General features: G+C 75.7%; 16 protein-coding genes and 1 tRNA gene. 9 read left to right on the top strand and 8 right to left on the bottom strand.

Translation table 11 applies throughout. The features are described from left to right. The first annotated feature begins 38 nt into the window (after positions 1-38). The 3 genes from IE118_RS08465 to IE118_RS08455 all read left to right on the top strand — a co-directional run bounded on the left by IE118_RS08465 (position 39) and on the right by IE118_RS08455 (position 3,281). Positions 39-581: a hypothetical protein gene (locus IE118_RS08465; protein ID WP_189557069.1), complete on the top strand. Its 543-nt coding sequence runs from the start codon at positions 39-41 to the stop codon at positions 579-581. A 261-nt stretch (positions 582-842) separates the two neighbouring features. After that, positions 843-3,053 carry a DEAD/DEAH box helicase gene (locus IE118_RS08460; RefSeq protein ID WP_189557067.1) on the top strand — a complete coding sequence of 737 codons (2,211 nt, stop codon included), beginning with the start codon at positions 843-845 and terminating at the stop codon, positions 3,051-3,053. Between the two features lie 155 nt (positions 3,054-3,208). Next, positions 3,209-3,281: transfer RNA gene (locus IE118_RS08455), tRNA-Lys, on the top strand. A gap of 92 nt (positions 3,282-3,373) precedes the next feature. On the opposite strand, the gene IE118_RS08450 is transcribed toward IE118_RS08455, so the two are convergent. Together IE118_RS08450 and IE118_RS08445 are read right to left on the bottom strand one after the other, a co-directional pair. After that, on the bottom strand, positions 3,374-4,456 hold the full coding sequence (locus tag IE118_RS08450) for an inositol polyphosphate kinase family protein (protein WP_189557065.1): 1,083 nt from the start codon (positions 4,454-4,456) through the stop codon (positions 3,374-3,376). A 115-nt stretch (positions 4,457-4,571) separates the two neighbouring features. Continuing rightward, positions 4,572-6,083, bottom strand: coding sequence for a hydrogenase expression protein HypA (locus IE118_RS08445; protein WP_189557063.1), 1,512 nt, complete (start codon positions 6,081-6,083; stop codon positions 4,572-4,574). Between the two features lie 277 nt (positions 6,084-6,360). On the opposite strand from IE118_RS08445, the gene IE118_RS08440 reads away from it, so the two are divergent. Beyond that, positions 6,361-9,264 carry an AfsR/SARP family transcriptional regulator gene (locus IE118_RS08440; protein WP_189557061.1) on the top strand — a complete coding sequence of 968 codons (2,904 nt, stop codon included), beginning with the start codon at positions 6,361-6,363 and terminating at the stop codon, positions 9,262-9,264. A 108-nt stretch (positions 9,265-9,372) separates the two neighbouring features. Here IE118_RS08440 and IE118_RS08435 read toward each other — a convergent pair whose 3' ends face one another. Continuing rightward, entirely contained in the window at positions 9,373-10,956 is a 1,584-nt protein-coding gene (locus IE118_RS08435) for a glycosyl hydrolase (RefSeq protein ID WP_189557059.1), read from the bottom strand. Positions 10,957-11,138: 182 nt separating this feature from the next. Here IE118_RS08435 and IE118_RS08430 point away from each other — a divergent pair, with 182 nt between their 5' ends. The 3 genes from IE118_RS08430 to IE118_RS08420 all read left to right on the top strand — a co-directional run bounded on the left by IE118_RS08430 (position 11,139) and on the right by IE118_RS08420 (position 14,004). After that, positions 11,139-12,500 carry a hypothetical protein gene (locus IE118_RS08430; RefSeq protein ID WP_189557058.1) on the top strand — a complete coding sequence of 454 codons (1,362 nt, stop codon included), beginning with the start codon at positions 11,139-11,141 and terminating at the stop codon, positions 12,498-12,500. Positions 12,501-12,610: 110 nt separating this feature from the next. Then, a complete protein-coding gene (locus IE118_RS08425; protein WP_189557056.1) occupies positions 12,611-13,438 on the top strand; it encodes a hypothetical protein in 828 nt (275 codons plus the stop codon). Positions 13,439-13,554: 116 nt separating this feature from the next. After that, complete coding sequence (locus tag IE118_RS08420; protein ID WP_189557054.1) at positions 13,555-14,004, top strand: DUF4913 domain-containing protein; 450 nt, start codon at positions 13,555-13,557, stop codon at positions 14,002-14,004. 119 nt (positions 14,005-14,123) lie between these two features. Here the strand turns inward: IE118_RS08420 and IE118_RS08415 are convergent, their stop codons facing one another. Further along, the gene (locus tag IE118_RS08415) at positions 14,124-15,191 is read right to left on the bottom strand and encodes a C40 family peptidase (RefSeq protein ID WP_189557052.1); all 1,068 of its coding nucleotides are present in this window, start codon (positions 15,189-15,191) and stop codon (positions 14,124-14,126) included. Between the two features lie 153 nt (positions 15,192-15,344). On the opposite strand from IE118_RS08415, the gene IE118_RS08410 reads away from it, so the two are divergent. Both IE118_RS08410 and IE118_RS08405 read left to right on the top strand, forming a co-directional pair. Next, on the top strand, positions 15,345-15,737 hold the full coding sequence (locus IE118_RS08410; protein WP_189557050.1) for a hypothetical protein: 393 nt from the start codon (positions 15,345-15,347) through the stop codon (positions 15,735-15,737). Next, positions 15,734-16,951, top strand: a complete 1,218-nt coding sequence (locus IE118_RS08405) for a DUF418 domain-containing protein (RefSeq protein WP_229846723.1) — start codon at positions 15,734-15,736, stop codon at positions 16,949-16,951. The genes IE118_RS08410 and IE118_RS08405 overlap by 4 nt, the downstream gene beginning before the upstream one ends. Here IE118_RS08405 and IE118_RS08400 read toward each other — a convergent pair. The 4 genes from IE118_RS08400 to IE118_RS08385 all read right to left on the bottom strand — a co-directional run bounded on the left by IE118_RS08400 (position 16,860) and on the right by IE118_RS08385 (position 23,479). Continuing rightward, positions 16,860-18,662 (bottom strand): type IV secretory system conjugative DNA transfer family protein, encoded by a 1,803-nt coding sequence (locus tag IE118_RS08400; protein WP_189557048.1) that lies wholly within the window; start codon positions 18,660-18,662, stop codon positions 16,860-16,862. The genes IE118_RS08405 and IE118_RS08400 overlap by 92 nt on opposite strands. Then, on the bottom strand, positions 18,659-20,524 hold the full coding sequence (locus IE118_RS08395; RefSeq protein ID WP_189557046.1) for an ATP/GTP-binding protein: 1,866 nt from the start codon (positions 20,522-20,524) through the stop codon (positions 18,659-18,661). The genes IE118_RS08400 and IE118_RS08395 overlap by 4 nt, the downstream gene beginning before the upstream one ends. Next, positions 20,521-22,014 (bottom strand): SCO6880 family protein, encoded by a 1,494-nt coding sequence (locus IE118_RS08390; RefSeq protein WP_189557044.1) that lies wholly within the window; start codon positions 22,012-22,014, stop codon positions 20,521-20,523. The genes IE118_RS08395 and IE118_RS08390 overlap by 4 nt, the downstream gene beginning before the upstream one ends. 220 nt (positions 22,015-22,234) lie before the next feature. Beyond that, positions 22,235-23,479 (bottom strand): hypothetical protein, encoded by a 1,245-nt coding sequence (locus tag IE118_RS08385; protein ID WP_189557042.1) that lies wholly within the window; start codon positions 23,477-23,479, stop codon positions 22,235-22,237.

Below are 23,479 nucleotides of genomic sequence, written 5' to 3'. Positions count from 1 at the left end.
GGTGTGGTTGACCCTGCACTCCCCACGGAGGTGGCCCCGTGCGCCGCTTGTACGTACCCGTCCGCCTGGCCGTCACCGTCGCCGCCGTCGCAGCCGCCGCCGGCTGTGTGAGCGTGGGTGAGGACGCGGGCGGGGCCGCGGGGCCGTCGCGCCCGGCGGGCCGGACCGGCGGTCAGGCGCCGGACGGAGGCGCGGCCGGCCCCGGCGGCGGGTCCGGGTACGGTGCCGCGGCCGCCGACGGCGAGCGCCCGGACGGCGGCGAGGGCGAGCGGCGCAAGGGCGGGGGCGGGAAGGACGGGTCCGGGAGACCGGCGTCGGCCGAGGCCTCCCCGTCCCCGGGGGCGAGCCGGTCCGCGCCGGCCGACGGCGGGCCCGGCGGTGTCCCGGGCCCGGCCCCCGACCAGGGCCCCGCCGTGTCGGAGCCCACACGGACCCCTGAGCCGGAGCCCACACCGACCCCGCCCGAACCGTCGCAGCAGCCGGAGCCGACCGAGGCGGAGCCGTCCTCCTCGGCGCACGAGCCGCCCGGGCCCCAGCTGGAGCGGCGGGAACCGGCGCCGGAAGCGGGGGTGCCGGCCTGAGGTCCCCTCCCGGGCGCCCCCGCGTCCGACACCTGCGTCCCACCCCCGCGCTCACCTGCGGATTTGCGTCCGGGGTGCCTGGGTGCGTATGGTGGCAGATCGTTTGATCCTATTTGCCCGGCGCCACTGCAGAGCGCGCCGTGTGGCGCGTACTCTCTCCCTTGCCGTGGTGGACCGCATCGAGGCGGTCGTAATTGCGAACTGCGAATCACGGAGTTGACGGGCGCGTGCCGAAGAGACTCCGGAAGGTTTCGCATTCGTATGCCCATCGCCAGTACTGATCACGTCGTCGTGCCCGAGAACGCCGAGAACGCGGCGGACACCGACATCGCCGTCACCACCGAGGTGACGGCTCCCGAGACCACGTTCGCCGACCTGGGCCTGCCCGAGGGCGTGGTCCGCAAGCTCGCGCAGAACGGCGTGACCACCCCCTTCCCGATCCAGGCCGCGACCATCCCGGACGCCCTGGCCGGCAAGGACATCCTCGGCCGTGGCCGCACCGGCTCCGGCAAGACCCTCTCCTTCGGTCTGCCGACCCTGGCCACGCTGGCCGGCGGCCGCACCGAGAAGCACAAGCCGCGCGCCGTCATCCTGACACCCACGCGTGAGCTCGCCATGCAGGTCGCCGACGCGCTCCAGCCGTACGGGGACGTCATGGGCCTGAAGATGAAGGTCGTCTGCGGCGGCACGTCGATGGGCAACCAGATCTACGCCCTCGAACGCGGCGTCGACATCCTGGTCGCCACCCCGGGCCGGCTGCGCGACATCATCAACCGCGGCGCCTGCTCGCTGGAGAACGTGCAGATCACCGTTCTCGACGAGGCCGACCAGATGTCCGACCTGGGCTTCCTGCCCGAGGTCACCGAGCTGCTCGACCAGGTCCCGGCGGGCGGCCAGCGCATGCTGTTCTCCGCGACCATGGAGAACGAGATCAAGACCCTCGTCGACCGCTACCTCAACGCCCCGGCGACCCACGAGGTCGACGCGGCGCAGGGCGCGGTGACGACCATGTCGCACCACATCCTCGTCGTGAAGCCCAAGGACAAGGCGCCGGTCACCGCGGCCATCGCCTCCCGCAAGGGCCGCACCATCATCTTCGTCCGCACCCAGCTGGGCGCCGACCGCGTCGCCGAGCAGCTGCGCGACGCGGGCGTGAAGGCGGACGCGCTGCACGGCGGCATGACCCAGGGCGCCCGCACCCGCACGCTGGCGGACTTCAAGGACGGCTACGTCAACGTCCTGGTCGCCACCGACGTCGCGGCGCGCGGCATCCACGTCGACGGCATCGACCTGGTCCTGAACGTGGACCCGGCGGGCGACCACAAGGACTACCTGCACCGCGCGGGCCGCACGGCGCGGGCCGGCCGCACCGGCACCGTCGTCTCCCTGTCCCTGCCGCACCAGCGGCGACAGATCTTCCGGCTGATGGAGGACGCGGGCGTCGACGCCACGCGCCACATCATCCAGGGCGGCGCGGCCTTCGACCCGGAGGTCGCCGAGATCACCGGTGCCCGGTCGATGACCGAGGTCCAGGCCGAGTCGGCGGGCAACGCGGCCCAGCAGGCCGAGCGCGAGGTCGCGCAGCTCACCAAGGAGCTGGAGCGGGCCCAGCGCCGCGCCACCGAACTGCGCGACGAGGCCGACCGCCTGGTCGCCCGGGTCGCCCGGGAGCGCGGCGAGGACGTCGGGACGGTGGTGGCCGAGACGGCCGCCGTCGCGCCGGCCGGTGCCGAGACCGAGGTGACCCTGCCGGAGCAGCCGACCGCGCAGGACGTCGAGCGGACCGAGCGCGTGGAGCGCCCGGAGGCCGCCGCCGCGCCGTACGAGCGGCGCGAGCGTCGTGACGACCGGGGCGACCGGGGCGACCGTGGTGGTTTCCGCCGGGACGACCGTCGTGACGGTGACCGTGGCGGGCGTTCCTTCGAGCGCCGTGACGACCGGGGTGGTTTCAACCGCGACCGTGACCGCGACCGCGGCGGCTTCCGCCGGGACGACCGGGGCGACCGCGGTGACCGGGGTGACCGTGGTGGGTTCCGCCGGGACGACCGTCGTGACGGTGACCGCGGTGGGCGTTCCTTCGAGCGCCGTGACGACCGGGGCGGCTTCAACCGCGACCGTGACGACCGCGGCGGCTTCCGCCGGGACGACCGGGGCGACCGCGGTGACCGTGGTGGTTTCCGCCGGGACGACCGTCGTGACGGTGACCGTGGCGGGCGTTCCTTCGAGCGTCGTGACGACCGGGGCGGCTTCAACCGCGACCGCGACCGTGACCGCGACCGCGGCGGCTTCCGCCGGGACGACCGGAGCGGCCACCGCGGCAGCGACCGCCCGTTCAACCGCGACCGCCAGGGCGACCGCCCGGGCTTCCGCAGCGGCGCTCACGACCGCCCGTACGGCCGTCGTGACGACCACCGCACCGGCGGCTCCTTCGGCCGCCGCGAGGACAAGCCGCGCTGGAAGCGCAACGGCTGACACGTCCTCACCCGATCGACCGGAAGGGCCCGCGCGACACCTGCTCGCGCGGGCCCTTCCGCGTGCACGCGGGGGACACGTCCGCACCCGCCTCACCGATACCCGATCGGAGACGCGGCGACGTCCCGCTATGCTCGGGGAGGCAACATCGCCACGGGCCCTTAGCTCAATTGGCAGAGCAGTGGACTTTTAATCCATTGGTTGTGGGTTCGAGTCCCACAGGGCCTACCGACGGCGGGCGGGAGCACGGCTTCCGGCCGCAGGACGACGCCCCGACCGGTCACGACCGGCCGGGGCGTCCGTCGTTCCCGCCGCGGGCGTCAGCGCCTGGGGCCCGCGGGATTGGCCTGCCCCTGCGTCCGCGCCGCCACGGCGGGCGCGGAGGGCTGGGAGTTCGTGCCGCGCGTGTGCGCCTGCGCGGGGTTCAGCGTCGCCCGGGCGGCCTTCGCCGTGCGGACCCGTGTGGCGTCCTCGATCAGATGGTTCATGCCCGAGAGGAACTGGCGCCGGTAGGTGTTCTTGAGGCTCGTCAGGTCGCGGGCGGCGGCCCCCTGCCCGCCGCCGAGGCGGGGGCTGCCCTCCGGGCTGGGGGACGGGCTCTGCTTGAAGGGCCGCTGCGCGTCGATCGCGTGGGCGAAGTCGATGAGCCGGGCGTCCACCCTGGTCTCGCCGTTCTGCGTGCCGTGCACCGAGAAGACGCTGGCCGCGACGAAGCCCAGGTCGGAGTTCTGCGCGGCGTCGCGGATGGCCTGCATCCTGGTGATCAGCCCGTCCCACACCGCGGGGTCGTCGGAGAACCTGCTGAGGATCTCCGACGACTGCGCTCCGTCCAGGACGCGGTTCCCGCTCGCGTCCGAGCCCGCGACGACGCGCCATCCGCGCCCGGTCGAACCGGTGGCCAGGTCGGCGAAGACGAACTTGAAGCTCTTGAACCCGGCCTCCATGACGGACTTGTCCTGCTGGGCCCTGTTCTCCCGGTAGCTGGTGGTCGACCTGCCGATCTTGGTGTCCAGGGTCTTCTGACCGTCCAGGCCGGCCGTGATGTTCTCGATGTAGATGTTCCGGCGGTCGTCCAGTGCGGCGCTGTCCGCGGGGCTCAGTTCGTCACCCAGCGCCGCGCGCACCTGCTCGGCCGTGTACGAGGCCGGGACGACCGGTGTGAAGTGCGGGTACTCCCCGGCACGCACCCTCCGGTAGAACTCGTTCTCGACGGCGTCGTACGGGGCGGGCTTCTCCAGGATCTGCCGGGCGTCGCCGAGCGGCCTGATGCCGCCGTGCCCGCCCTGGTTGACGTTCGGCTCCGGGGAGGCGGACCGCCGGCCCTCGCGGGCCGCCGCCGCCTCGGCCTCGGCGATGGTCGGGAACGTCTGCTCCTCGTAGGTGAAATCCGCCGGCGTGGTCATACGGGTCTCCTGCCTGTCGCTGCGCTTGCGCGCACTACGTCGACAGCACTACGGGCGCCCGCGCGGGGCGGGTTCAACGCGCGGAGACCGACCGGCGTGCGCCGCGTGTCGCGGGTCACACCGTGAGGCGGACGGCCTCCAGCCAGGAGTCGTTGGTGAGCGTGCCGCCGAAGAGGAAGCCGGGACGGGGGTCGGCGCAGCTCTGCTTGCCCCAGTCGGCGCCGCGCACCCGGGCGGTGTGGCAGATCCGGCCGCTGCCGACGTTGACCGCGAAGCCCAGCATCCTCGGGGCGTCGCTCTTCGTGCTGCCGATGTAGTTGTTCCGGCCGTCGGCTTCGACGGCCGTCCACTTCGGCTTCCACACGCCCTTGCCGTCCGTGGAGCCCGGACGGTGCACGAAGGCGTTCGCGGCGGATCCGCCGGCGCCGTGCACCGCGATGTTCAGGGCCTTGATCGGGCGGCCCTGCCCCGTCGTCCCGGCCATGGTGCCGTCGCACACCGGCTTCTGCCAGCCCTTCCCGGTGACGTAGGCGCGGTAGCAGATGTGCCGGCCCGAGGGGTCGTTCGCGACGAGGCTCCGCAGGGCGTCGGCGGCGGTCTCCCGGGCCGGTTTCGCCGTCACCGTGGCGGTGGCCCGGGGCGGCCGCGCGGTCACGGTGACGGTGCTCCTCACGTCGGGCCTCGCGGTCTTCTTCGGCTTGGGCGTCGCGCTGGGGGAGGCCGACTCGGTGGGCGGGGGCGGCGGGACGGTGCGGGAGGACACCGAGACGGTCGGCAGCGGCTCACCGGCGGCAGGGGAGGCCGGCGTCTCGCGGCTGGAGCGTGCGTTCTCCTTCCGGTCCTCCTCGCCGCCCGATCCGCCGCTGCCCAGCACGACCAGCGGGGTGATGACCAGCGCCGCCACGACCAGCGCCACCGGGCCGACGACCAGCGGACGGTTCAGCAGGCGGGGCGGCGCGTACTCGTCGTCCGACTGGCGCGCCCCGTCCTTGCGGCCGGCCCTCGCCCCCGGAGCCGGGCGGGGGACGGACCGGGCGGGCGACGGCACGACGGGCCGCCGCCCAGGCGATGCCGCCCCGGCGGCGGAACCACCGGGACCGCCGGAGCCGCCCGGACCGCCGTCACGGCCGGGACCGCCGGCCCCGCCGCCACCGCGGGGACTGCTGGGGCCACCGGGAACGCTGGGGCCGCCGGCCCCGGTCGCGGCGCCGGCCGGTCCGCCCGGCCGGTCCGCCGAAGGCGCCGGCGGGGGCGGGGGCGGCGGGGATGCCGGGGCGTCCTCGGCCGGCTGCTCCACGAGCCTGCTGGAACCGTCCGGCGCCACCTCGACCAGGGCCACGTAGTCCGCCGAGGGATCGGATATGGACGCCGTGACGGTGGTGTTCCGGCGGCCGGCGTGCGCGTGCAGGGCGTCGAGGATCGCCGCGTCGAGCGCCTCCCCCTCCGCCACCGGTACGGGCTGCCCGTCGATGGACGCCGAGCCGTCGGCGGAGATGACCACGGCGAAGCGCGGCGCCGGCCCGGGCAGCCCCGGGGCCGCCTCCGTGCCGTCCGTGCCCCCCGGCCCGCCGGGCCGGCCGGGTCCGTCCCCCGGCCTCGGCTCGACCGTTCCCTCGTCCCGGCTCATGCGTCTGTCCCTTCGTCGGCGAACGGTTCCGGTACCGCGTGCGGCCGCCCATGGGCCCTGCGCCGCGCGGTCCCCGCGTACCGCAACGGACGCCGGGCCCGGCCCGGTTCAGTCCCGCCGTCCGAGCCGGGCGGAGCGGGGCGGCACGGTCGTGAGGAACGGCCGGAAACGAGGGGAAGAAGAGGGGAGGAGGCCGACAGGAGGGTGTGTTCGGTACGGAACGGCACGTTCCGCCAAGCCGTAGGTGACGGGAAGGCCGCGTACTAGAGTTCGAGAAGTGAACGCAACTGATATTCCGCTGCGTTTCGCCGTGCTGGGGCCCGTCCGTGCCTGGCGCGGGGAACAGGAGCTCGACCTCGGCTCGCCGCAGCAGCGGGCGGTGCTGACCGCCCTCCTGTTACGCGGGGGGCGTCCCGCGACCCTGGGTGAGCTCGTCGACGGCGTCTGGGGCGAGCGGCCCCCCGCCGCGGCCGTGTCCGTCCTGCGGACCTATGTCTCCCGGCTGCGCAAGGTGCTGGAACCCGGCAGGAACGCGGCCGGAGGCCACCGGGTGGTGGTCTCGGTGGGCGACGGATACCTCGTGCGCACCCCCCGGGACGCCCTGGACCTGACGGTCGCCCGGGAACAGGCCGCCCGCGCCCGCGCGTTACGCGCCGAGGGCGATCCGTCCGCCGCCGCCGGCCTGCTGCACGCCGCGCTCGACGGCTGGCAGGGGACGGCGCTGGCCGGGATCCCCGGCCCGCTGGCCGAGGCGGAGCGCGCCCGCCTCGACGAGGAGCGGCTGGCCGTGCTCGAGTGCCGGATCGAGAACGACCTCGACCTCGGCCGGCACGCCGAAGTCATCGCGGAACTCATGTCGTTGACCCGCGCCCACCCGATGAAGGAAGAGCTGAGCCGGCTGCTCATGCTGGCGCTGTACCGCTCGGGGCGGCAGGCCGACGCGCTGACGGTCTACCGCACGGCCCGCCGGACCCTCGTGGACCAGCTGGGCATCGAGCCCGGCACCGCGCTGCGGGAGCTGCACGACCGCATCCTCGCGGCCGACGGGTCCCTCGGCCCCGTACCGCCCCGGCAGCGGGCCGAGCCGCCGCCCGCCCGGCCGCCCGCACCGGCCACCCGTCCGGCACAACTGCCCGCCGATCTCCCGACGTTCGTGGGCCGGCACGCCGAACTCGACCGCGTCCGCGCCCTCCTCCCCGAGAACGGGCGGACACCCACCACGGTGGTCATCGGCGCGATCGGCGGGATGGGCGGCATCGGCAAGACCACCCTGGCCGTCCACTGGGCCCACGAGGTCGCCGACCGCTTCCCCGACGGACAGCTCTGCGTCAACCTGCGCGGCTTCGACCCGACCGGCACCGTGGTGGCGCCGGGAGAGGCGATCCGCGTCTTCCTCGACGCCCTCGGCGTTCCCCCCGCGAACATCCCCGCCGGCCTGGAGGCCCAGGCGGCCCTGTACCGCAGCATGCTGGCCGAGCGGCGGGTGCTGATCCTCCTCGACAACGCCCGCGACGCCGACCAGGTGCGCCCGCTGCTTCCGGGCTCGCCCGGATCGCTGGTCATCGTCACCAGCCGCAGCCGGCTCACCGGTCTGGTGGTCGGCGAGGGGGCGTTCCCGCTGACCCTGGACCAGCTTCCCTTCTCCGAGGCCCACGACCTGCTGGCCCGGCGCATCGGCGCCGACCGCCTCGCCGCGGAACCGGAGGCGGCGGACGAGATCATCACCCGGTGCGCCCGGCTGCCGCTGGCGCTGGCCATCGTCGCCGCCCACGCCGTCGGCCACCCCGGGTTCCCGCTCGCCACCATCGCCGAGGAGGTGCGCGAGTGCCACGGCAGCCTCGACGCCTTCACCGGGGGCGACGACCTCACCACCGACGTACGGGCCGTCTTCTCCTGGTCGTACCGGGCGCTGTCCGCCCCGGCCGCGCGCCTGTTCCGCCTGCTCGGCCTGCACTCCGGCCCCGACGTCTCCGCGCCCGCCGTGGCCGCCCTCGCCGGGCTCCAGGCGCGGGAGACCCGCTCCCTGCTGGCCGAGCTCATCCGCGCCCACCTGGTCATCGAGCGGCTGCCCGGCCGCTACAGCCTGCACGACCTGCTGCGGGTCTACGCCGGGGAGCGGGTCCGGGCGGAGGACCCGCCCGAGGAGCGGGACCGGGCCGTCGAGCGGCTGCTCGCCTGGTACCTGCACTCCGCCGACGCGACCTGCCCCCTCATCACCCCGAACCGCTCCCGCGTCCCGCTGCCCGACCTGCCTCCGTCGTGCCGGCCGCTGGAGTTCACCGAGCACGAGCAGGCCCTCGACTGGTGCGAGAGCGAACGCGCCAATCTGGTCAGCGCCGTGCACCAGGCCGCCGCGTGCGGACGGCCGGACCTCGCCTGGCGGCTGCCGGCCGTCCTGTGGGGCTTCTTCTACCTGCGCAGTCACCTGCGCGACTGGCTCGACACCGCGCAGACGGGCCTGTCCGCCGCCCGCGCCGCCGGCGACCTCCCGGGGGTGGCTCAGGGCCTGTCGGACACCGCCGCCGCGCTGCGTTTCGTGGGCAGGATCGACGAGTCCATCGAGCACCAGCGCGAGGCGCTGTCCCTCTACCGCCGGCTCGGGGACCTGGCGGGCAGGTCGAGGGCGGTGGGCAACCTCGGTGACGCCTACCTCCAGGCCGGCCGGCTCGAGGAGTCCGTCGAGTACAGCCGCCGGGCCCTGGCCATCGACCGGGCGCTCGGCAGCGTCTGGGGCGAGGGCATCATGCTGACCAACCTGGGCGACGCCTACCAGCGGCTCGGCCGGTTCCAGGAGGCCGTCTCCTGCCTGGAGCAGGCGCTGACCGTCCTGCGCGCGGGCGACAACCGCTGGGTCGAGGGAGTCGCACTCGACATCCTCGGCACCGTCCACCACCGGCTGCGCCGCCACGACGACGCGGTCGCGTACTACCACCGGGCGCTGGAGACCCACCGGATCATCGCCAACCGGTGGGGGGAGGGGCACTCGTTGAGCAACCTCGGCGACGTCCAGCTCGACGCCGGCCGGGAGGAGGAGGCCCGCACCAGCTGGCGGCGGGCCCTGGAGATTTTCGTGGAACTCGGTCATCCGGACGCGGAGAAGGCCCGCGAGCGGCTGACCCGCCCACCGGGCCGCGCGCGGCGCGCGGCCGGCGAGGGGAGCGCGTCCGCGCGGACCGCCTGACATGGATCTCCTCCGATCGCCGAACGGGGCGTCGCCCCGGCCCCGGACGGACCCGGCGAGGCTGTCCCCGGTACAACGGGCGGGCCGCGCGGACGGTTCAACGCACCCTCATCCGGCCTCCCGGTAGGCCTGCCCGGAGGCGTTCGCCGTGGTCCCGTCGTACAGGCCGGTCGGGCTGGTCGCGGTGGACAGCGCGAACCAGGCGTACCGCTCCACGAAGCCGAGGCCGTTCAGCATCGCCGTCGAGGACCTGACGAAGTCGGTCTGCTGCCGCTGGTCCGGGTGACGCGGAGTGGGCCCCGAGAAGTCCGTCAGCGCGTACTCGGTCAGCCAGACGGGCTTGCCGTAGCGGTCGTGGACGGCCTGGAGGTAGCGGCGCAGCTGCTCGGGGGCGTCGGGGCCGAAGTCGCCGCCGTACCAGTGCAGGGGGATGAAGTCGACCCGCAGGCCCCGCTCGGCCGCGCCCCGCATGAAGCGGTCCAGCCAGCCGCCCTCCACGTCGCCGCCGAACGCGACCGCCGGTGCGCCCAGGCGCAGGCCGGTGGCCTCCAGCCGGGGCCACAGGTCCAGGGCCTGCTCGACCGTCATGTCGGCCTGGCCCGGCAGGTCGGGCTCGTTGAAGCCGAGCAGGTGCGTGCCCTCCGCGGCGGCCCGGCCCAGTTCGGCGTCGGTGACCGAGCCGGGGCCCCAGATCATCGGGACGAACTCGGCGCCTTCCGGTCCGGCGAAGGTGCCCTTCGAGGAGGCCCAGTTGTAGTACCAGGACGCCCCGGAGTCGGCGAGCGCCCGGTCCGCGCCGTCGACGGGGTTGAGGGCGACGCCCCGGCGGCCCGGGGCGGCCTCGGCCCGGTCGTCCTGACCTGCCGGCTGGGCGGTGGGGGCGGGGGCGGGCGCGGGGGTTCCGCCGCCGTGGAAGGTGACCGTCAGACCGCTGCACCGGGCGCACTGGCGCACGACCCGGTTGCCCGGCTCGGTGTCGTGCTTGGACCAGGCGTAGGCGGTGGGGCACTGCCGGCTCATCGCGTCGCTGTAGGGCGTCCTGGCGTCCCGGTCCGGGTTGACGCAGACCAGCCCCCGGCCCGTCGCCGGGTCCTTGACCAGGTTGTCGGCCGGGCAGGCGGACAGCAGGTCCCCGGCGCAGCCGACGTCCGCGCACTCGCCGTCGGCGGGCGCGTCGACCCCGTCCGGGGCGATGGTGACGGCCGCCGACACGGCGTTGACGTAGCTGACGTTGTACCAGGGGGCGAGGGCGTCGGCGGGGTCGAAGTTGAACTCCGCCAGGCTGACCGGCTGCTCACCGGTGGAACAGTGGCCGGCGTACGGTCCGCAGTCGCCCACGGCACAGTGGAAGGTGCTGCCCTCCTCACCGGCGCAGCCCTGGCGGGCGAAGAACGTGCCGCGCCAGTGCCCGGCACCCTGGTGCTCGGGGACGGTGATGGTGGCGGACCCGCCCGGATCCACCACCGGCAGTCCGGTCAGCGCGGCCGAGCCGTCGGCGTTCACGGTGCTGCCGACCCAGATCCGGCTGTCCGTGCGGTTCACGAAGGTGACGGTGTGGTCGGCGGTGCCGGCGACGTTCCCGCCGTCGATGTCCGTGCCGGCGGACCGCTGCGCCTGGACCGCGACGACGGTGCCCGTCACACCGGCGATCACCAGTAACAGGGCCAGCAGGAACGATGTGCGTCTGCGCATGAGATGTGGCTCTCCCTCTTCTCCCACGGGTCCGGCGAACGGGGCGCCGGCGGCGGTGGTCCGCGCAGGCACGACGGATGCGCGCGCCGGACGGTTCACCGCGGGGCCGCGCCGGACGCCCGGCCGTTGAACCGCTCGCGGGGGCCGGACCGTCGTGTGGGGTGCCGAGAGGAAGGGCGACCATGGCAGACGCCACCCCCGCTCCCCGCCGACGGAACCGGCTGACCAGGGAGAGCCCGGAGGCCGGGCTGGCACGGGAGCTGATCAGCACCGAGTACCGCCGGAGGAACGAGCGCCGCCGGCGCGCGGAGGGACCGGCCCTCGCGACGCGTGCCTGGCGGGCGCTGCGGGACATGTGGCGGGACCTCACCGGCCGCTCGCGGGGCGTGCCGCCGTCGTACGGGGCGGACACCGGCTTCCCCGACGGGGCGGCGCAGGAGGTCCGGCCGGTGCCCGGCCCGCCCGGACCCGGACCCGGACCCGTACCCGGACCGCCCGCCGGTCCGCCGCCTCCCCCGCGGGAGGGCCGGGACCGGGCGCTGGAGGGCATCGTCGAGCGGATCGACCGGCTGCCCCAGGAGCGGCGGGAGGCCTTCGAGGACGCGGTCCTGCACCTGCTCAGGACCGACCGGAAGTGGCGCAGGGCGTACGACGAGGATCCCGCGGGCATGCCGTGGGCGGCACGCTGCGCCAACCACGCCTACGAGCGGGAGGTGCTGCGGGAGGCACCGGGGGCCGCCGGTCCCGGCCCGGCGCGGCGGGGGGAGGCGCCCTCACGCGGTTCCGCGGACCCGGACGCGGGGCCGCCGCTGCCGGACGGCGACGCGCCGTGGACCGTCGCGGAGGCCTTCGACCGGGCCGGGAGCCGGATCAGGGCCGCCGACGCCGAGCAGTTCGCCGCCTTCCGGGAACGCTTCGTCCGTCCGGCGGCCGGCGCCCGGGAGACCCCCGAGCCGTCGTCGCCCGACGCCGTGCTCCGCGGCCCGGGCGGGAACGAGGCGGTGTACGACGGGCACGCCTTCACCACGGTCGAAGAGGCGTCGCGCGCGGCCGGTCCCGCACCGGCCGAGCCGCTGTCGCGTCCGGTGAGCCCCGCGCCGAGTCCGCCGAGTCCTCCGCCGAGTCCGCTGAGCCGGCCGGCCGACGCCGTGAGTCCGCCGTCGAGTCCGGTGAGCCGGCCGGTTGACGCCGTGAGTCCGCCGTCGAGTCCGGTGAGCCGGCCGGTTGACGCCGTGAGTCCGCCGTCGAGTCCGGTGAGCCGGCCGGTCGACGCCGTGAGTCCGCCGTCGAGTCCGGTGAGTTCCCCGGCAGGGCCGGTGAGCCCCCCGTCCGGTCCGGTGCCCGTGCCGGTCCGGCCGGTGGGCTCCGCGTCCCCGGCCGCGGAGTCCGCCGCGCCCTCCCTGCTCGGTCCCGAGGGGCTCCGCGCCGCGCGTCTCCCGGCCGCGACCACCACCCCGTCCCCGGACGCGCGGAACGCGGGCTCCCGGCCGTCGCCCGCCGCCGTGAAGCCCGCTGCCGCACCGGTGCGGAACCGGCTCAAGTGACCGCCGCCGGGCCCGCCGCGGGCGTCCCGCGGGACGGCCCCGCTGAACCGGGGCGGACACCGAACCCGTTGTGAGGCCGACAGCCTCACCCAGTGGACGGAGAGTTCGTCATGACAACCCCTCCGCAGGACGTCGAGCGGGGCCCCTCCCGCTCGCCCTCCCCGCCTCCCGCCGACTTCGCCTCGGAGCAGTGGTACAGCCCCGTGACCCGGGCCTACCACTACATCGCCGGCTCCCAGCTGATGACCCACGCCGGTGACGCCGCCGGGTGGGTGGCGGAGCACCGCGGCCAGATCGTCTCCGCGGCCGTCGACGGACTGGCACCGGCCTCCGTCGCCCTGCAGAGCATCGGCACCGGGCTGAACGACTCGGCGCAGGGCGCCCGGTCGGCCTACAACTGGGGCGTCGTGCTCAGCGGCGCCGACGGGCTGCGGACCGTCCTCATCCAGGGCTCCAGGGCCTTCCGGCCCCACCCGAGCGACCCGCCCGACGTGCTGGCGGGTGTCCTCGGCGCGGCCCGGGTTGCCGGCGCCGCCGCCTACGGGCTGGCGCCGACGCCCGAGGGACGTGCCGTGGGCGCCGGGGTCCAGGCGCTGGGCATGGCGGGCGAGTACGCCCTGAACCGGCACCGGGCGTCACAGCAGCCGCAGCAGGCCACGCCCGTGCCCGCGGTGGCCCCGCAGCTGCCGGCCCAGCAGTTCCCGAGCACGCTGTCGGTCAACCGGATGTGGGACGCGGCCAACGCCCACGCCACCGACCAGCAGTCCCCGCCTCCGACCCCCCAGAACCCGACGACCCAGACACCCACCCACGCGCCCGAGTCCTCCCGGGGCGGCGGGCGCGGCCGCGGACAGGACGCGTCCGCCACCACGACCGGTACGTCCAGCCGCGCCCACAAGGCGGACCAGAACAACACGAGGCGGGGCAGGAGGGGCTGACGCCCGCCCCCCCCGCAGGCGTCCGCGTGGTGCGCCGGTGTTTCCCGCCGGCGCACCGCGCGTGCGGCCGCACGGACCGGAGGACCATCCATGCACAGCCGACCGAGGGAGCGGACATGACCGCCGACACCGTGTCCGCCGGGGAGCGGGACGAGACGTCGCAGGAGGCGACCGCGGCCCCCGCCCCCCTGTTCATCCTCTACATGGAGGGGGCCGAGTACGCCGACACGCTGCGCCGGCTGACCCTGTGGACCCACCACGTGCTGCTGCCGGTCTACGGCAGGGAGGTCACGTCCACGGCCCCCTGGTGCGGCCGCTGGTGGGAGCACGGGGAGGCGGTCGCCCAGCTGCACGGGCTGTGGCTGGCCTGGCAGGAGCTGACCGGGCCGGACGCCGGGGCGTGCGGGCCCGCCAACTGGCACCGCGACTACCTGCTTCCGGTGCTGGGCTCGCTCCGGGACCCCTCGGGGCCCTTCTCCGGGTGCAAGCCCGGAGGCCACCGGCCGAAGGAGGCTCCGACCGTCGAGGCCCTCGACCCGTTCGGCCCGCCCCCGCCCCGGCCCTGAGAACCGGTCCCGAGGACCGCCCCCGAGCCCCGGGCCGGCCCCGACTTTCCGGCCGGCTCCGGCTCCCGGGCCGGCCCGGACTTTCCGGCCGGCCCCGGCTCCCGGGGCCGGCCCCGGCCTCACGCGTCGGGCCGCACCACGCCCAGGATCTCCATCGACCCCGCCGGAGCCACCGTCACCGAGCGGCCCGGCCGGGGGGCGTGGACCATCTCGCCGTCACCGGCGTAGATGCCGACGTGGCTGGCGTCCGGGAAGTAGATGATCAGGTCGCCGGGGCGCATGTCCGCCACGGGGACGCGGTCCAGCAGGCGCCACTGCTCCTGGGAGGTGCGCGGGACGACGGTGCCCGCGGCCAGCCAGGCCTGGGAGGTGAGGCCGGAACAGTCGAAGGAGTCCGGGCCCTCGGCGCCCCAGACGTAGGGTTTGCCGATCTGCCGGGTGGCGTAGGCGAGGGCCTTGCGGCCGGCGGCCGTCGCCTCGGTGCCGACCTGGTCGAGGATGCCGGTGTCCACCCACTCCGCCTGCGCCTCGGCGGTCTCCTCCCGCTCCAGCTCCGCCAGTTCCCTGCGCTGCTCCTCCGCCAGCCGGGCCTCCATCCGCTCGGCGGCGGAGATGCGCTTCTCGATCTTCTCCCGCTGGGTGTCCATGGACCTGCGGTTCTTCCGCAGGTCCTCCAGCGACGCGACCGCCCTGTCCCGGTGCCCGCCCAGCTCCTCGCGGGTGCCGACCAGGGCGGTGAGCAGGTTCCGGGTGGAGAGGTGCGCCTGACGGGTCCGGGCGGCACCGTCCAGGGCGCGTTCGGGCCGGCCGGCGAAGACGAACTGCACCTCGGCGGGCAGGTCACCGCCCCCGCGGTACTGGGCGCGGGCGGCCGCCCCGGCCCGCTCGGTCAGTGCGGCGAGCCGCGCCTCGGTCGTCTCCACCCGGCCGTTGAGGGAGCGGACACGCTTCTGCTGCTGTGTCACCTTCTCCTCGGCGGCGTTGTACCGGTCCGTGGCGACGGCCGCCTCGCGGTACAGGCGCTGGAGTTCGGCGCGTACCCCGGCGAGGGTCTGCGGCGCCGGCGCCGGCGCCGGTGCCGGTGCCGGGTCGGCGCCGGCCGGGGACCGGGCCGTGAGCGTCAGCGCACAGGCCAGCGCGACGGCCGCCGCCGTCCGGAGTCGGTGCGGGCTCGGTGCGGGTCTCATCCGGGCCGCGGCTCCTTTCGCGGGTGGGGACCAGGGCATCGGTACAACGGGGCCGCCGGGCGCGCCGGTTCAACGCGGGCCCCTGAACCGCGGCGGTCCGCGGCCCGTTGTGCGTGCCGAGGACCCGGGACGGGGCAGGGCGGAAGGGGCGGTATGGACGCGGAACTGCTGGTGCCGGCGCTGTGCACGGGCTTCGGCCTCGGCGCCCTGGCGGCCGCGGTCCGGGCACTGACGGTGGCGGTCCGCCTGTGGGCGGGCGGCGAACGGGTGCCGGGGGTGGTGATCCCCCGCGCGGCCTTCGACCGGCGGCCCGGCGCGCTGGTGGCGTACACCGACCGCCTCGGCCGGGCCTTCGTCCTCGACCCGGGCCGGTACGGGTCGTTCCACGGGCTCCCGCAGGCCGGCGCGACGGTGCCCGTGGTGCACGCCAGGAACCGGCCGGAGCAGGCCCGGGTGTGGTCGGTGCGCGCCCTGCTGGCGCCCTCGTTCGGCTGGTTCCTGACCTCGGCGCTGGCCTGCGGCACCGCCCTCGCGGTGCTGCCGTGAGCCCACCGGGCGGGGAGCCGCGGCGGCTCGTCGAGCTGGACGTCCTGCGCGGGTTCGCCCTGTCCGGCATCCTGCTGGTCAACGCCCTGCTGATGGCGGGCCCCGACGTGGTGCACGGGGGCGGCCCCGGGGCGCCGGCGGTCGACCGGGTGGCCGCCTGGGCGGTCACCGCGCTGGTCACCACCAAGTTCTACCTGCTGTTCTCCTTCCTCTTCGGCTGCTCCTTCGTGTTCCAGGCGCGGTCCGCCCGGCGGGCCGGCGCCGCGTTCGCGCCACGCCATCTGCGCCGTACGGCCGCCCTGTTCGTGATCGGCCTGCTGCACGCCGTCCTGCTCTTCCCGGGCGACATCCTCACCACGTACGCGATGCTGGGGCTGGTGCTGTACGGGCTGCGCGGGCTGCGTCCGCGGGCCGCGCTGCGGCTGGCGGCGGTCCTGCTGGCGGCGGTGGCGGCCGTCCTGCTCGGCTACGGGCTGCTGACCGCGGCCCTCACCGCTCCGGCCGCCCCCGGCCCGGTCCCGGCGGGCGGCACGGCCGCGTACCGGGGCGGTGCCGCCTCGGTCGTCGCCGCCCACCTCGGCGACCTGCCGGCGGCGCTCGCCGCGAACCTGCTGTACGCGCCCGACATGCTGGCCGCCTTCCTGGCGGGTCTGGCGGCGGCCCGGTCCGGTCTCGTGGAGCGGCGCGGCAGGGACAGGGCGTGGCTGCGCGGGGCCGTCGTCCGGCTGCTGCCGGCCGGACTGGCCGGCGGCGTGGTCGCCGCGTGCTGCGCGAACGGGCCGCTGGACGGACGGTGGTTCCTGACCGGCCGGGCGGTGGCGGTGCTGACCGCGCCGGCGCTGACCGCGGCGTACGCGTGCGGGCTGCTCCTGCTGCTCGACCCCCGGGGCCCGGCGGCGCGGGTGCTCGCGTCCGCCGGGCGCATGGCGCTCAGCCACTACCTCGCCCAGTCGCTGGTCCTCGCCTGCGTGTTCACCGGGTACGGCTTCGCGCTGTACGGGCGGCTGGGCACGGCCGCCGTCCTCGCGGGCTGCGTCCCCCTCTACGGCGCGCAGCTCGCGCTCGGCGCGCTGTGGGCGGGGCGGGCCCGGTACGGTCCGGCCGAACTGCTGCTGCGGACGGTCACACGGGGCCGGCGTCCCGGGCGGGACGGTTCCACTTCTCCAGGGCCACGACCGGCGCGGCCGGCAGCCGGGCCGCGGCCCGCTCCGTGATGGCCGCCGTCTCCGCCTTGGCCGCCGCCGAGATGGCGCCGGCACCGGGCTCCTTGTACCAGGGGCGCAGCCGGATCAGGGCGGGGCGCACCCCGGTGGCCAGGAGCAGGGCGGTGCCCTTGGGCAGGGCCCGGATCCGGTCCGGCGGCAGCACGGCCTCCTGCCGGTAGGAGTACGAGCGGGAGGTGCCCTCCTTGCCGCGGTTGACCGTGGGGGTGCGCACGTCGTGCTGGCCGACCAGCGTGGAGATCTTCTGGACGAAGTCCGCGTCGTCCAGGCCGGCCCCGAGGAGCTTGACGGTCGCCGCGCTCCACAGGGCGTCCATGCCCACCTCGCCCCACACCCGGGCGCCCTGCCGGTAGCTCTGGAGCAGGGTGACGACGTTGATGCCGCGCGAGCCGAAGTGGGAGTAGAGGTCGGGCAGGTCGGCGATGCGGCACACGTTGGCGGCCTCGTCGAGGACCGCGGTCAGCGGCGGGTCGAGCCGCCCGCCCATGCGCTCGGCGGCGACCACGCCCGCCCGCATCGTCGCGTCCGCGATGCCCGCGATGACACCCGCCGCGGAACCGCCGCCGTCCTTGGAGAGCAGGTAGAGCGTGTCCTTGCCGAGGACGTGCCGGTCGGGGCGGAACTCGGGCAGCACGGGGTCCGGGGTGACCCAGGCGAGGATCTCGGGGTCCAGCAGGCAGGACACGGTCTGCCGCGCCGTCTCATAGATGCCGTCCCTGGTCTCCACCGCGCCGCGCACGGTGCCCTGGAGCTGCTCCGCCATCGCGATGAGCTGCGCCTCCCGGAGCAGGTCGACCGGGGTGCGGTCGGCGGGGTCGGCGAGCCAGCCGAGCAGGTCGCGGACCGAGGCCCCGCCGCGGGCGGCGGCCAGGAACAGCGCGGTGAGCGTGTTCTGGGCGGCGGAGATCCAAAAGTCCTTCTTCGCGCTGTCGTCGTTGACGGAGGCGACGAAGTGGCCGGCCAGGCGGCGGGCGCCCTCGATGGTGTGGCACTCGCCCAGCAGGTTCCACCACATGGCGCGCGGCGTGTGGGCGATGCCCTGCGGGTCGAACGTCCAGACCCGGCCCGCCTGCGCGCGGGCGGCGCGGGTGACGGCGTACACGTCGGACTTGTTGGAGGTGAGCAGCACCGCGCCCTGGGCGCGCAGCACCCGGGGGACGGCGATGCCGGTGGACTTGCCGGCCCGGGGCGCCATGAGGTCGAGTTCGACGTCCTCGTAACTGCTGCGCAGCTCGGGCCCGTTCGGAGCGAGGTCGCCGAGCAGGTTGCCGGTCTCGTCCGGGTGCAGCTGCTCGCGGCCCTCCAGGCTGGGCCGTAGCTCGCGGGCGCGGGCGGTGATGCCCTTCGGGCACATCGCGGCGAGTTCCCGGCGCCCTGCCAGCCCCTTCGGCCGCGCGGAACGGCTCACGAGGAGACGTACGGCGACGGCGACGGGCACCAGGAGGAGCGTCAGCAGCGCGAGCATGCCGCCGTAGACGGCACCGGCCGGGGCGCCGGGCCACAGGGTGCCCGGGCCCTCGCCGGCCAGGGTGGTCGCCGTGGACAGGGCGAACGGCGGGGCCTGCCAGCCGTGCCCGGTGACACCGGCGCCGAGGGTGCCGCCGGTCCAGGCGACGGCGAACAGCCCCAGGCCGCCCGCGGCCAGCGCGGCCACGGCCCAGGGCAGTTGCTCGTGCAGGTCGCCGGAGCGGGCGCCGCTCATGCCGGCCACCCCCCGGGGCCCCTCTGCCCGGCGGCCCGCGCGACGTCCCGGGCGGCCCGCGCCGCCGCCTGCTCGATGGCCTCCTCGTCGGTGGTCCAGCGGGTGTTGGTGTTGTGCAGCCGGCGCTCGGCGTCGGTGATGGCGACCTTGATGGGGATGCCGGGCCGTCCGCCGACCTTGATGAGGAAGCGGCCCCGGCCGGGCGGCTCCTCGTGCTCGCCGGTCATTCCCCAGCCGGGCGGCGAGGACCAGGACGAGACGAGTTCGATCTCGCGCTGGGACAGGCCCACCACCTTGCCGAGCTCCTCCATCTCGGTCCGGGGCAGGCCCGCGCACACCACCATCCCGGCCCGCTCGACGAAGCCGCGCGCCTTGGCCCGGTCGGCGTCGGTGCCGAGCGCCTCGGCGTCCTTCAGGGTGTGGGTGATCTTCGCGTCGCCCAGGCCGAGGGAGCGGTTGAGGCGGGTGAGCGCGTCGATGCGGTCGACGATGCCGGAGGCGGCGCGCAGCGGCCGCCACAGTTCGTCCAGCACGGTGAAGAACCAGCGCCGCGGGGCGAGTCCCGCGTCCGCGAGGGCGTGCGAGGCGGCCACCGTGCCCAGTCCGTCGGACCAGGCGGCGAGCATCGCGGCGGCGGTCAGCTGGGTGTCGGCCTCGCCGATGCCGGAGATGTCGATGCACACCGCGGGCGCGTTCGGGTCGATGCGGGTGGACGTCTCGGAGGTGAAGGTGTCGCCGAGGGGCCCGTCGAGGATGCCGAGCAGGGAGCGGTGCAGCGGGTCCACGGCGTCGCGGTAGCGGGTCTCGTTGCCGCGGTCCAGGGTGACCGCGCGCACCCGGTCGGGGCCCTCGGTCAGTACCCGCAGCAGGTCGGGCAGGAGCGGGGCGCGGCCGGGCGCGGTGCGCTCGCGCAGGTGGTGCAGGACGGCGGAGAGCACGGACTGCTCGTGGTCGTCCATCGGACGCCCCCGCACGATGGTGATCAGGGCGGCCACCATGTTCAGCACCCGGCCGTGCGTCTCGGCCTTCAGCACCTCGCCCGCCTCACCGCCGATCCGCACCGCCGCCTCGCCCATGGCGCCCGGGTCCAGGACGTTGATGCCGCCCCGGCCGCGGCCGATGGAGATCACCTGCCCGCCCAGCGCGCGCACGGTGTCGGCGTAGTCCGGCTTGAGGTCACCGAGCACCAGCGGGACCACGCCGGTCGCGGCGAGCCCGATCAGCATCCGGTTGACCAGGGTGGACTTGCCCAGGCCGGGCATGCCGAGCATGAACAGGGACGGGTTGGAGATGTAGCGGGCCCGGGTGAACCAGTTCAGCGGGTCGCCGCAGACCGTGGCCCCGGTGAACAGGTGCTGTCCCAGCGGCACACCCGTCATCGGCGACCCGGAACCGGCCGCGAACGGCCACATGCCGCAGGCCTGCACGGTGGTCGCCCGCCACATGGTGGGCGGGTCCAGGTAGCCGACGCGTCCGCCGCCGGCGCCGTGCCAGCCGCGCGGGGGGACGTAGGGCTCCCGCGGGCGGGCGGGCGCACCGTCGCCGCGGGCGGGCCGGGCGGCGGACCGCCGTCCGGACGTGTCACGGACGCCGTCACGGGCGCCGTCCGGGTCCCGCCGCCCGGCGCGGTCACCGCCTGCCTGCCCGGCACCGCCGTGCGGCCCGAACCGTTCCCGGGTCCCGCCGTTCGCGCCGGACCGCCCGCCGGACCGGTCGCCGGACCGGTCGCCGGACCGTCCGCCGGACCGGGCGTCGCCACCGTCGCCGTCCTCGCCGGACCGCCGGGCCGCGAGCGCCGCGCGCGACCGCTGCTCGGCCAGCCGGTCCTCGCGCTCGGCCCTCTTCTCCTCGCGCCGGCTCACAGCGCCTCCTGCAGTTCGTGCGGGACCAGGGTCTGCTCCCACGGGAGGATCCCGGCGGGCAGGGTGCAGGTGAAGGCGGCGGCCTGCATCCGGTCGGCGGGCCGCATCAGCACCCGGGAGGCGGCGGTCAGGTTGCGGACGGTGACGTCGGCGTCGGCGAGCTGGTCGGCGTCGTCGACGGTGACCGTCAGCATCAGGGAGAACTCCACGAGCCCGGCGCCCGACGCCTCCTCCGCCGCGGTCTGCTCCGCCGCCCGCACCTCGGAGGCCGCCCGGGCCTGCACCGTGCCCCGGCCGGAGGTGGCCATGAACTGGGCGGCGCGGCGGTCGGCCTCGACGATCCGGGCCGAGGTGGCCGGGTCGATGGGCCGGTAGATCAGCGCGACCCGCTTGCGGCGGGTGGAGGTGTCCGCCTCCAGCATGGACCGCAGGACCGAGGACCGTACCGTGCCGCGGGGCGCCAGCGTCATCAGCCAGGTGCGGGAGACCCCCGAGTCGTGCTGGTAGCTGTTGACGGTCTCGACGGCGGCGGCCGGACCGGCGTCCTCCCACTCCAGGCCCGTCCCGCCGTGCTGGGCGCGGGCGTCGAGGACGTCGGCGGCGACCGCGGGGTCGTAGGCGACGCGGACCACCTCGGCGATCCGCTCGGCCGACAGCGGGTACGCCGCCCCGCCGCCGGCCGAGACCAGGCCGCTGAGCAGCCCCGGGATGCGGATGGCCAGGTCGGAGATCACGTCCTCCTTCGGGCGCCGCTTGCCCGGGGGGACGCCGTAGGTGAGCGTGACGTAGGTGTGCATCTCGGAGGACGCGGTCGGGTAGCGCTCGACGACCTCCTCCATCACCGCGCGGGCGGCGGGCGGGGCGTCGGCGTGGATGCGGGGCAGCACCTCGTGGGCGAGCCGGGTCCCCGGGTCGGGGGCGGTCTCCACGATCACCGACGCGCCCCGCAGCCCGGGCTCGTGCGCCAGCCGGGACAGCCACTCGCCCCACAGCGCGACCCAGACGTCGACCTGGTCGGGATCGATCAGGGCGCCGCCGTCCGGTTCGCAGCCCAGCACCACGGTGTACAGGTTGCGGCCCGGGTGGTGCAGCACGCCGAAGGGACGGTCGTAGGCGTCCCGGCCCTCGCTCGCCGTGACCTTGTTGAGCAGCCCGGGCGGGCGGAACCGTCCGCCGGGGCGGGGGGACAGCGGGCCCGACACGTACAAGTGGGCGCCCTTGGCCCTGCGGCGCCGCCAGCCGATGCGCAGTGCGATCAGCTGGTAGACGTTGCGCCCGTCCTGGGTGCGCACGGCCAGTGGCAGCAGGACCACGGCGAGCGGGACGAACACGACCAGCGCCGCGTAGAGCGAGATCAGCGAGGCGAGCAGGGTGAGGACGAGCCCGCCGAAGACACCGAAGGTGCCGACGAGGCCGAGCGGTCCGAGCCCCGGCCGCCGGGGCCGGCGCCAGTTGCCGTAGGTCGGGCGGGTGGCGGCTTCCGTGGACATGAGGGTCCGGTTTCCCTTCGAGAGGCGTGGGGGTGGGGATGGCGGGTGCGGGAGCGGGGCTCCCGGGGGAGAGGGGTCGCCGGGCTTCTCTCATCGGGCGGTCACCGGCTCCCCGGGGGCCGGGCCGCCGGCGCCCGGCGGTGGGTCGCCGGGTCTCCTCCGCAGGGGGCCGGATCACCGGGCTCCCCCGGGGGCAGGGGGAGCCCGGCGACGGCCCGGGTCAGGTGTTGTGCCCCCGCTCGCCGTCGGCGTCGTCCACGGCTCCGGACGCGACCCGGCCGGCGGTCTGGGCCGCGGTGATCGCCGCGGCGACGGCCAGGCCGGCCGGCCCGCCCGCGGCCGCCGCGGCCCGCGTGGCCCCGCTCGCCGCCCCGGCCCCGCCCGCGGCCGAGCCGCCGGCACCCGCGGCGCCCGCGCCCGGGGCGCCGGCACCGCCCGGCGAGCCGTTGCCGCCGGAGAAGCCGGACGGACCCGACGTGCCCGCCGCGCCGCCGGCACCGCTCCCTCCGGACGTGCCCGCCGCTCCGGACGGTCCCGCCCGGCCGACCTGCCCGCCGCCCCCGCCGACGCTCCGGCCGGCGATCGAGCGGGCGCCGGACGCCAGCGCCCCGCCCGCCTGGGACATCGCGCCGGACATGGCGGCGGACCCGCCGAGGGCCGCGGTGGCCGGCATGACGAGCTTCAGCAGCGCCGGCAGGGCGACGGCGGACAGCAGCATGACGCCGATACCGGCGATGCGTTCGGTGGACTCGCTGCCCGCCTCATTGGAGTTGATCATGGCCGTGCCCGCGTACATCACGAGCGCCGCCGCGGGTTTGTACAGCAGCCAGGCGATCATCCAGCCGATGTGCTTGCGCCACCAGCCGTTGCCCCAGTCCGTCATCGACGCCGCGGCGGCCATCGGCAGGGTGCCCAGCAGCACGATCAGCACGCCGAGCCGGATGTAGAGCAGGATCGTGTGGATGATGGCGGAGATCAGCAGCAGGAACGCGATGATCAGCAGCAGGAACGACTTGCCGAGGCTCGTGTCGCTGTCGCAGCCGACGTCCGTCAGCAGCCGCTCCGCACCGGCGGCGAACAGGTGGTCGGAGTAGCCCTCCGACACCCTGGCGGCGGCCGCGAAGACCGTGGTGGCGGCGCCGGAGACGAGGATCACCCGGGCGATGCCCTTCAGCGCGGTCACCCCGGCGTCGCCGCGCCGTTCGACGGCCATGCGGGCGGACGCGAACAGCAGCGACCCCACCGCCAGGTAGACCACGATCCACTGCGACTGGTTGTTGACCTCCTTGGCCGTCGTCGTCCCCGTCAGCCCCGGGACGCTGCTGACCAGGTCGCCGAAGACGGTGACCGCACCGGCCAGGATGGACTTCGCGATCAGGTCGATGATGGTGCCCACCGGGTCGCCGAGGAACTCGAAGAACCCCTTGAACAGGTTGGTGGCGGGATTACCCGTGCTGCACGCCAT

The organism is Streptomyces pilosus, assembly GCF_014649835.1.
Classification (GTDB): Bacteria; Actinomycetota; Actinomycetes; order Streptomycetales; family Streptomycetaceae; genus Streptomyces; species Streptomyces pilosus.
Note: the sequence above shows the minus strand (reverse complement) of the source record. Positions and strands in the feature narration are given on the sequence as shown.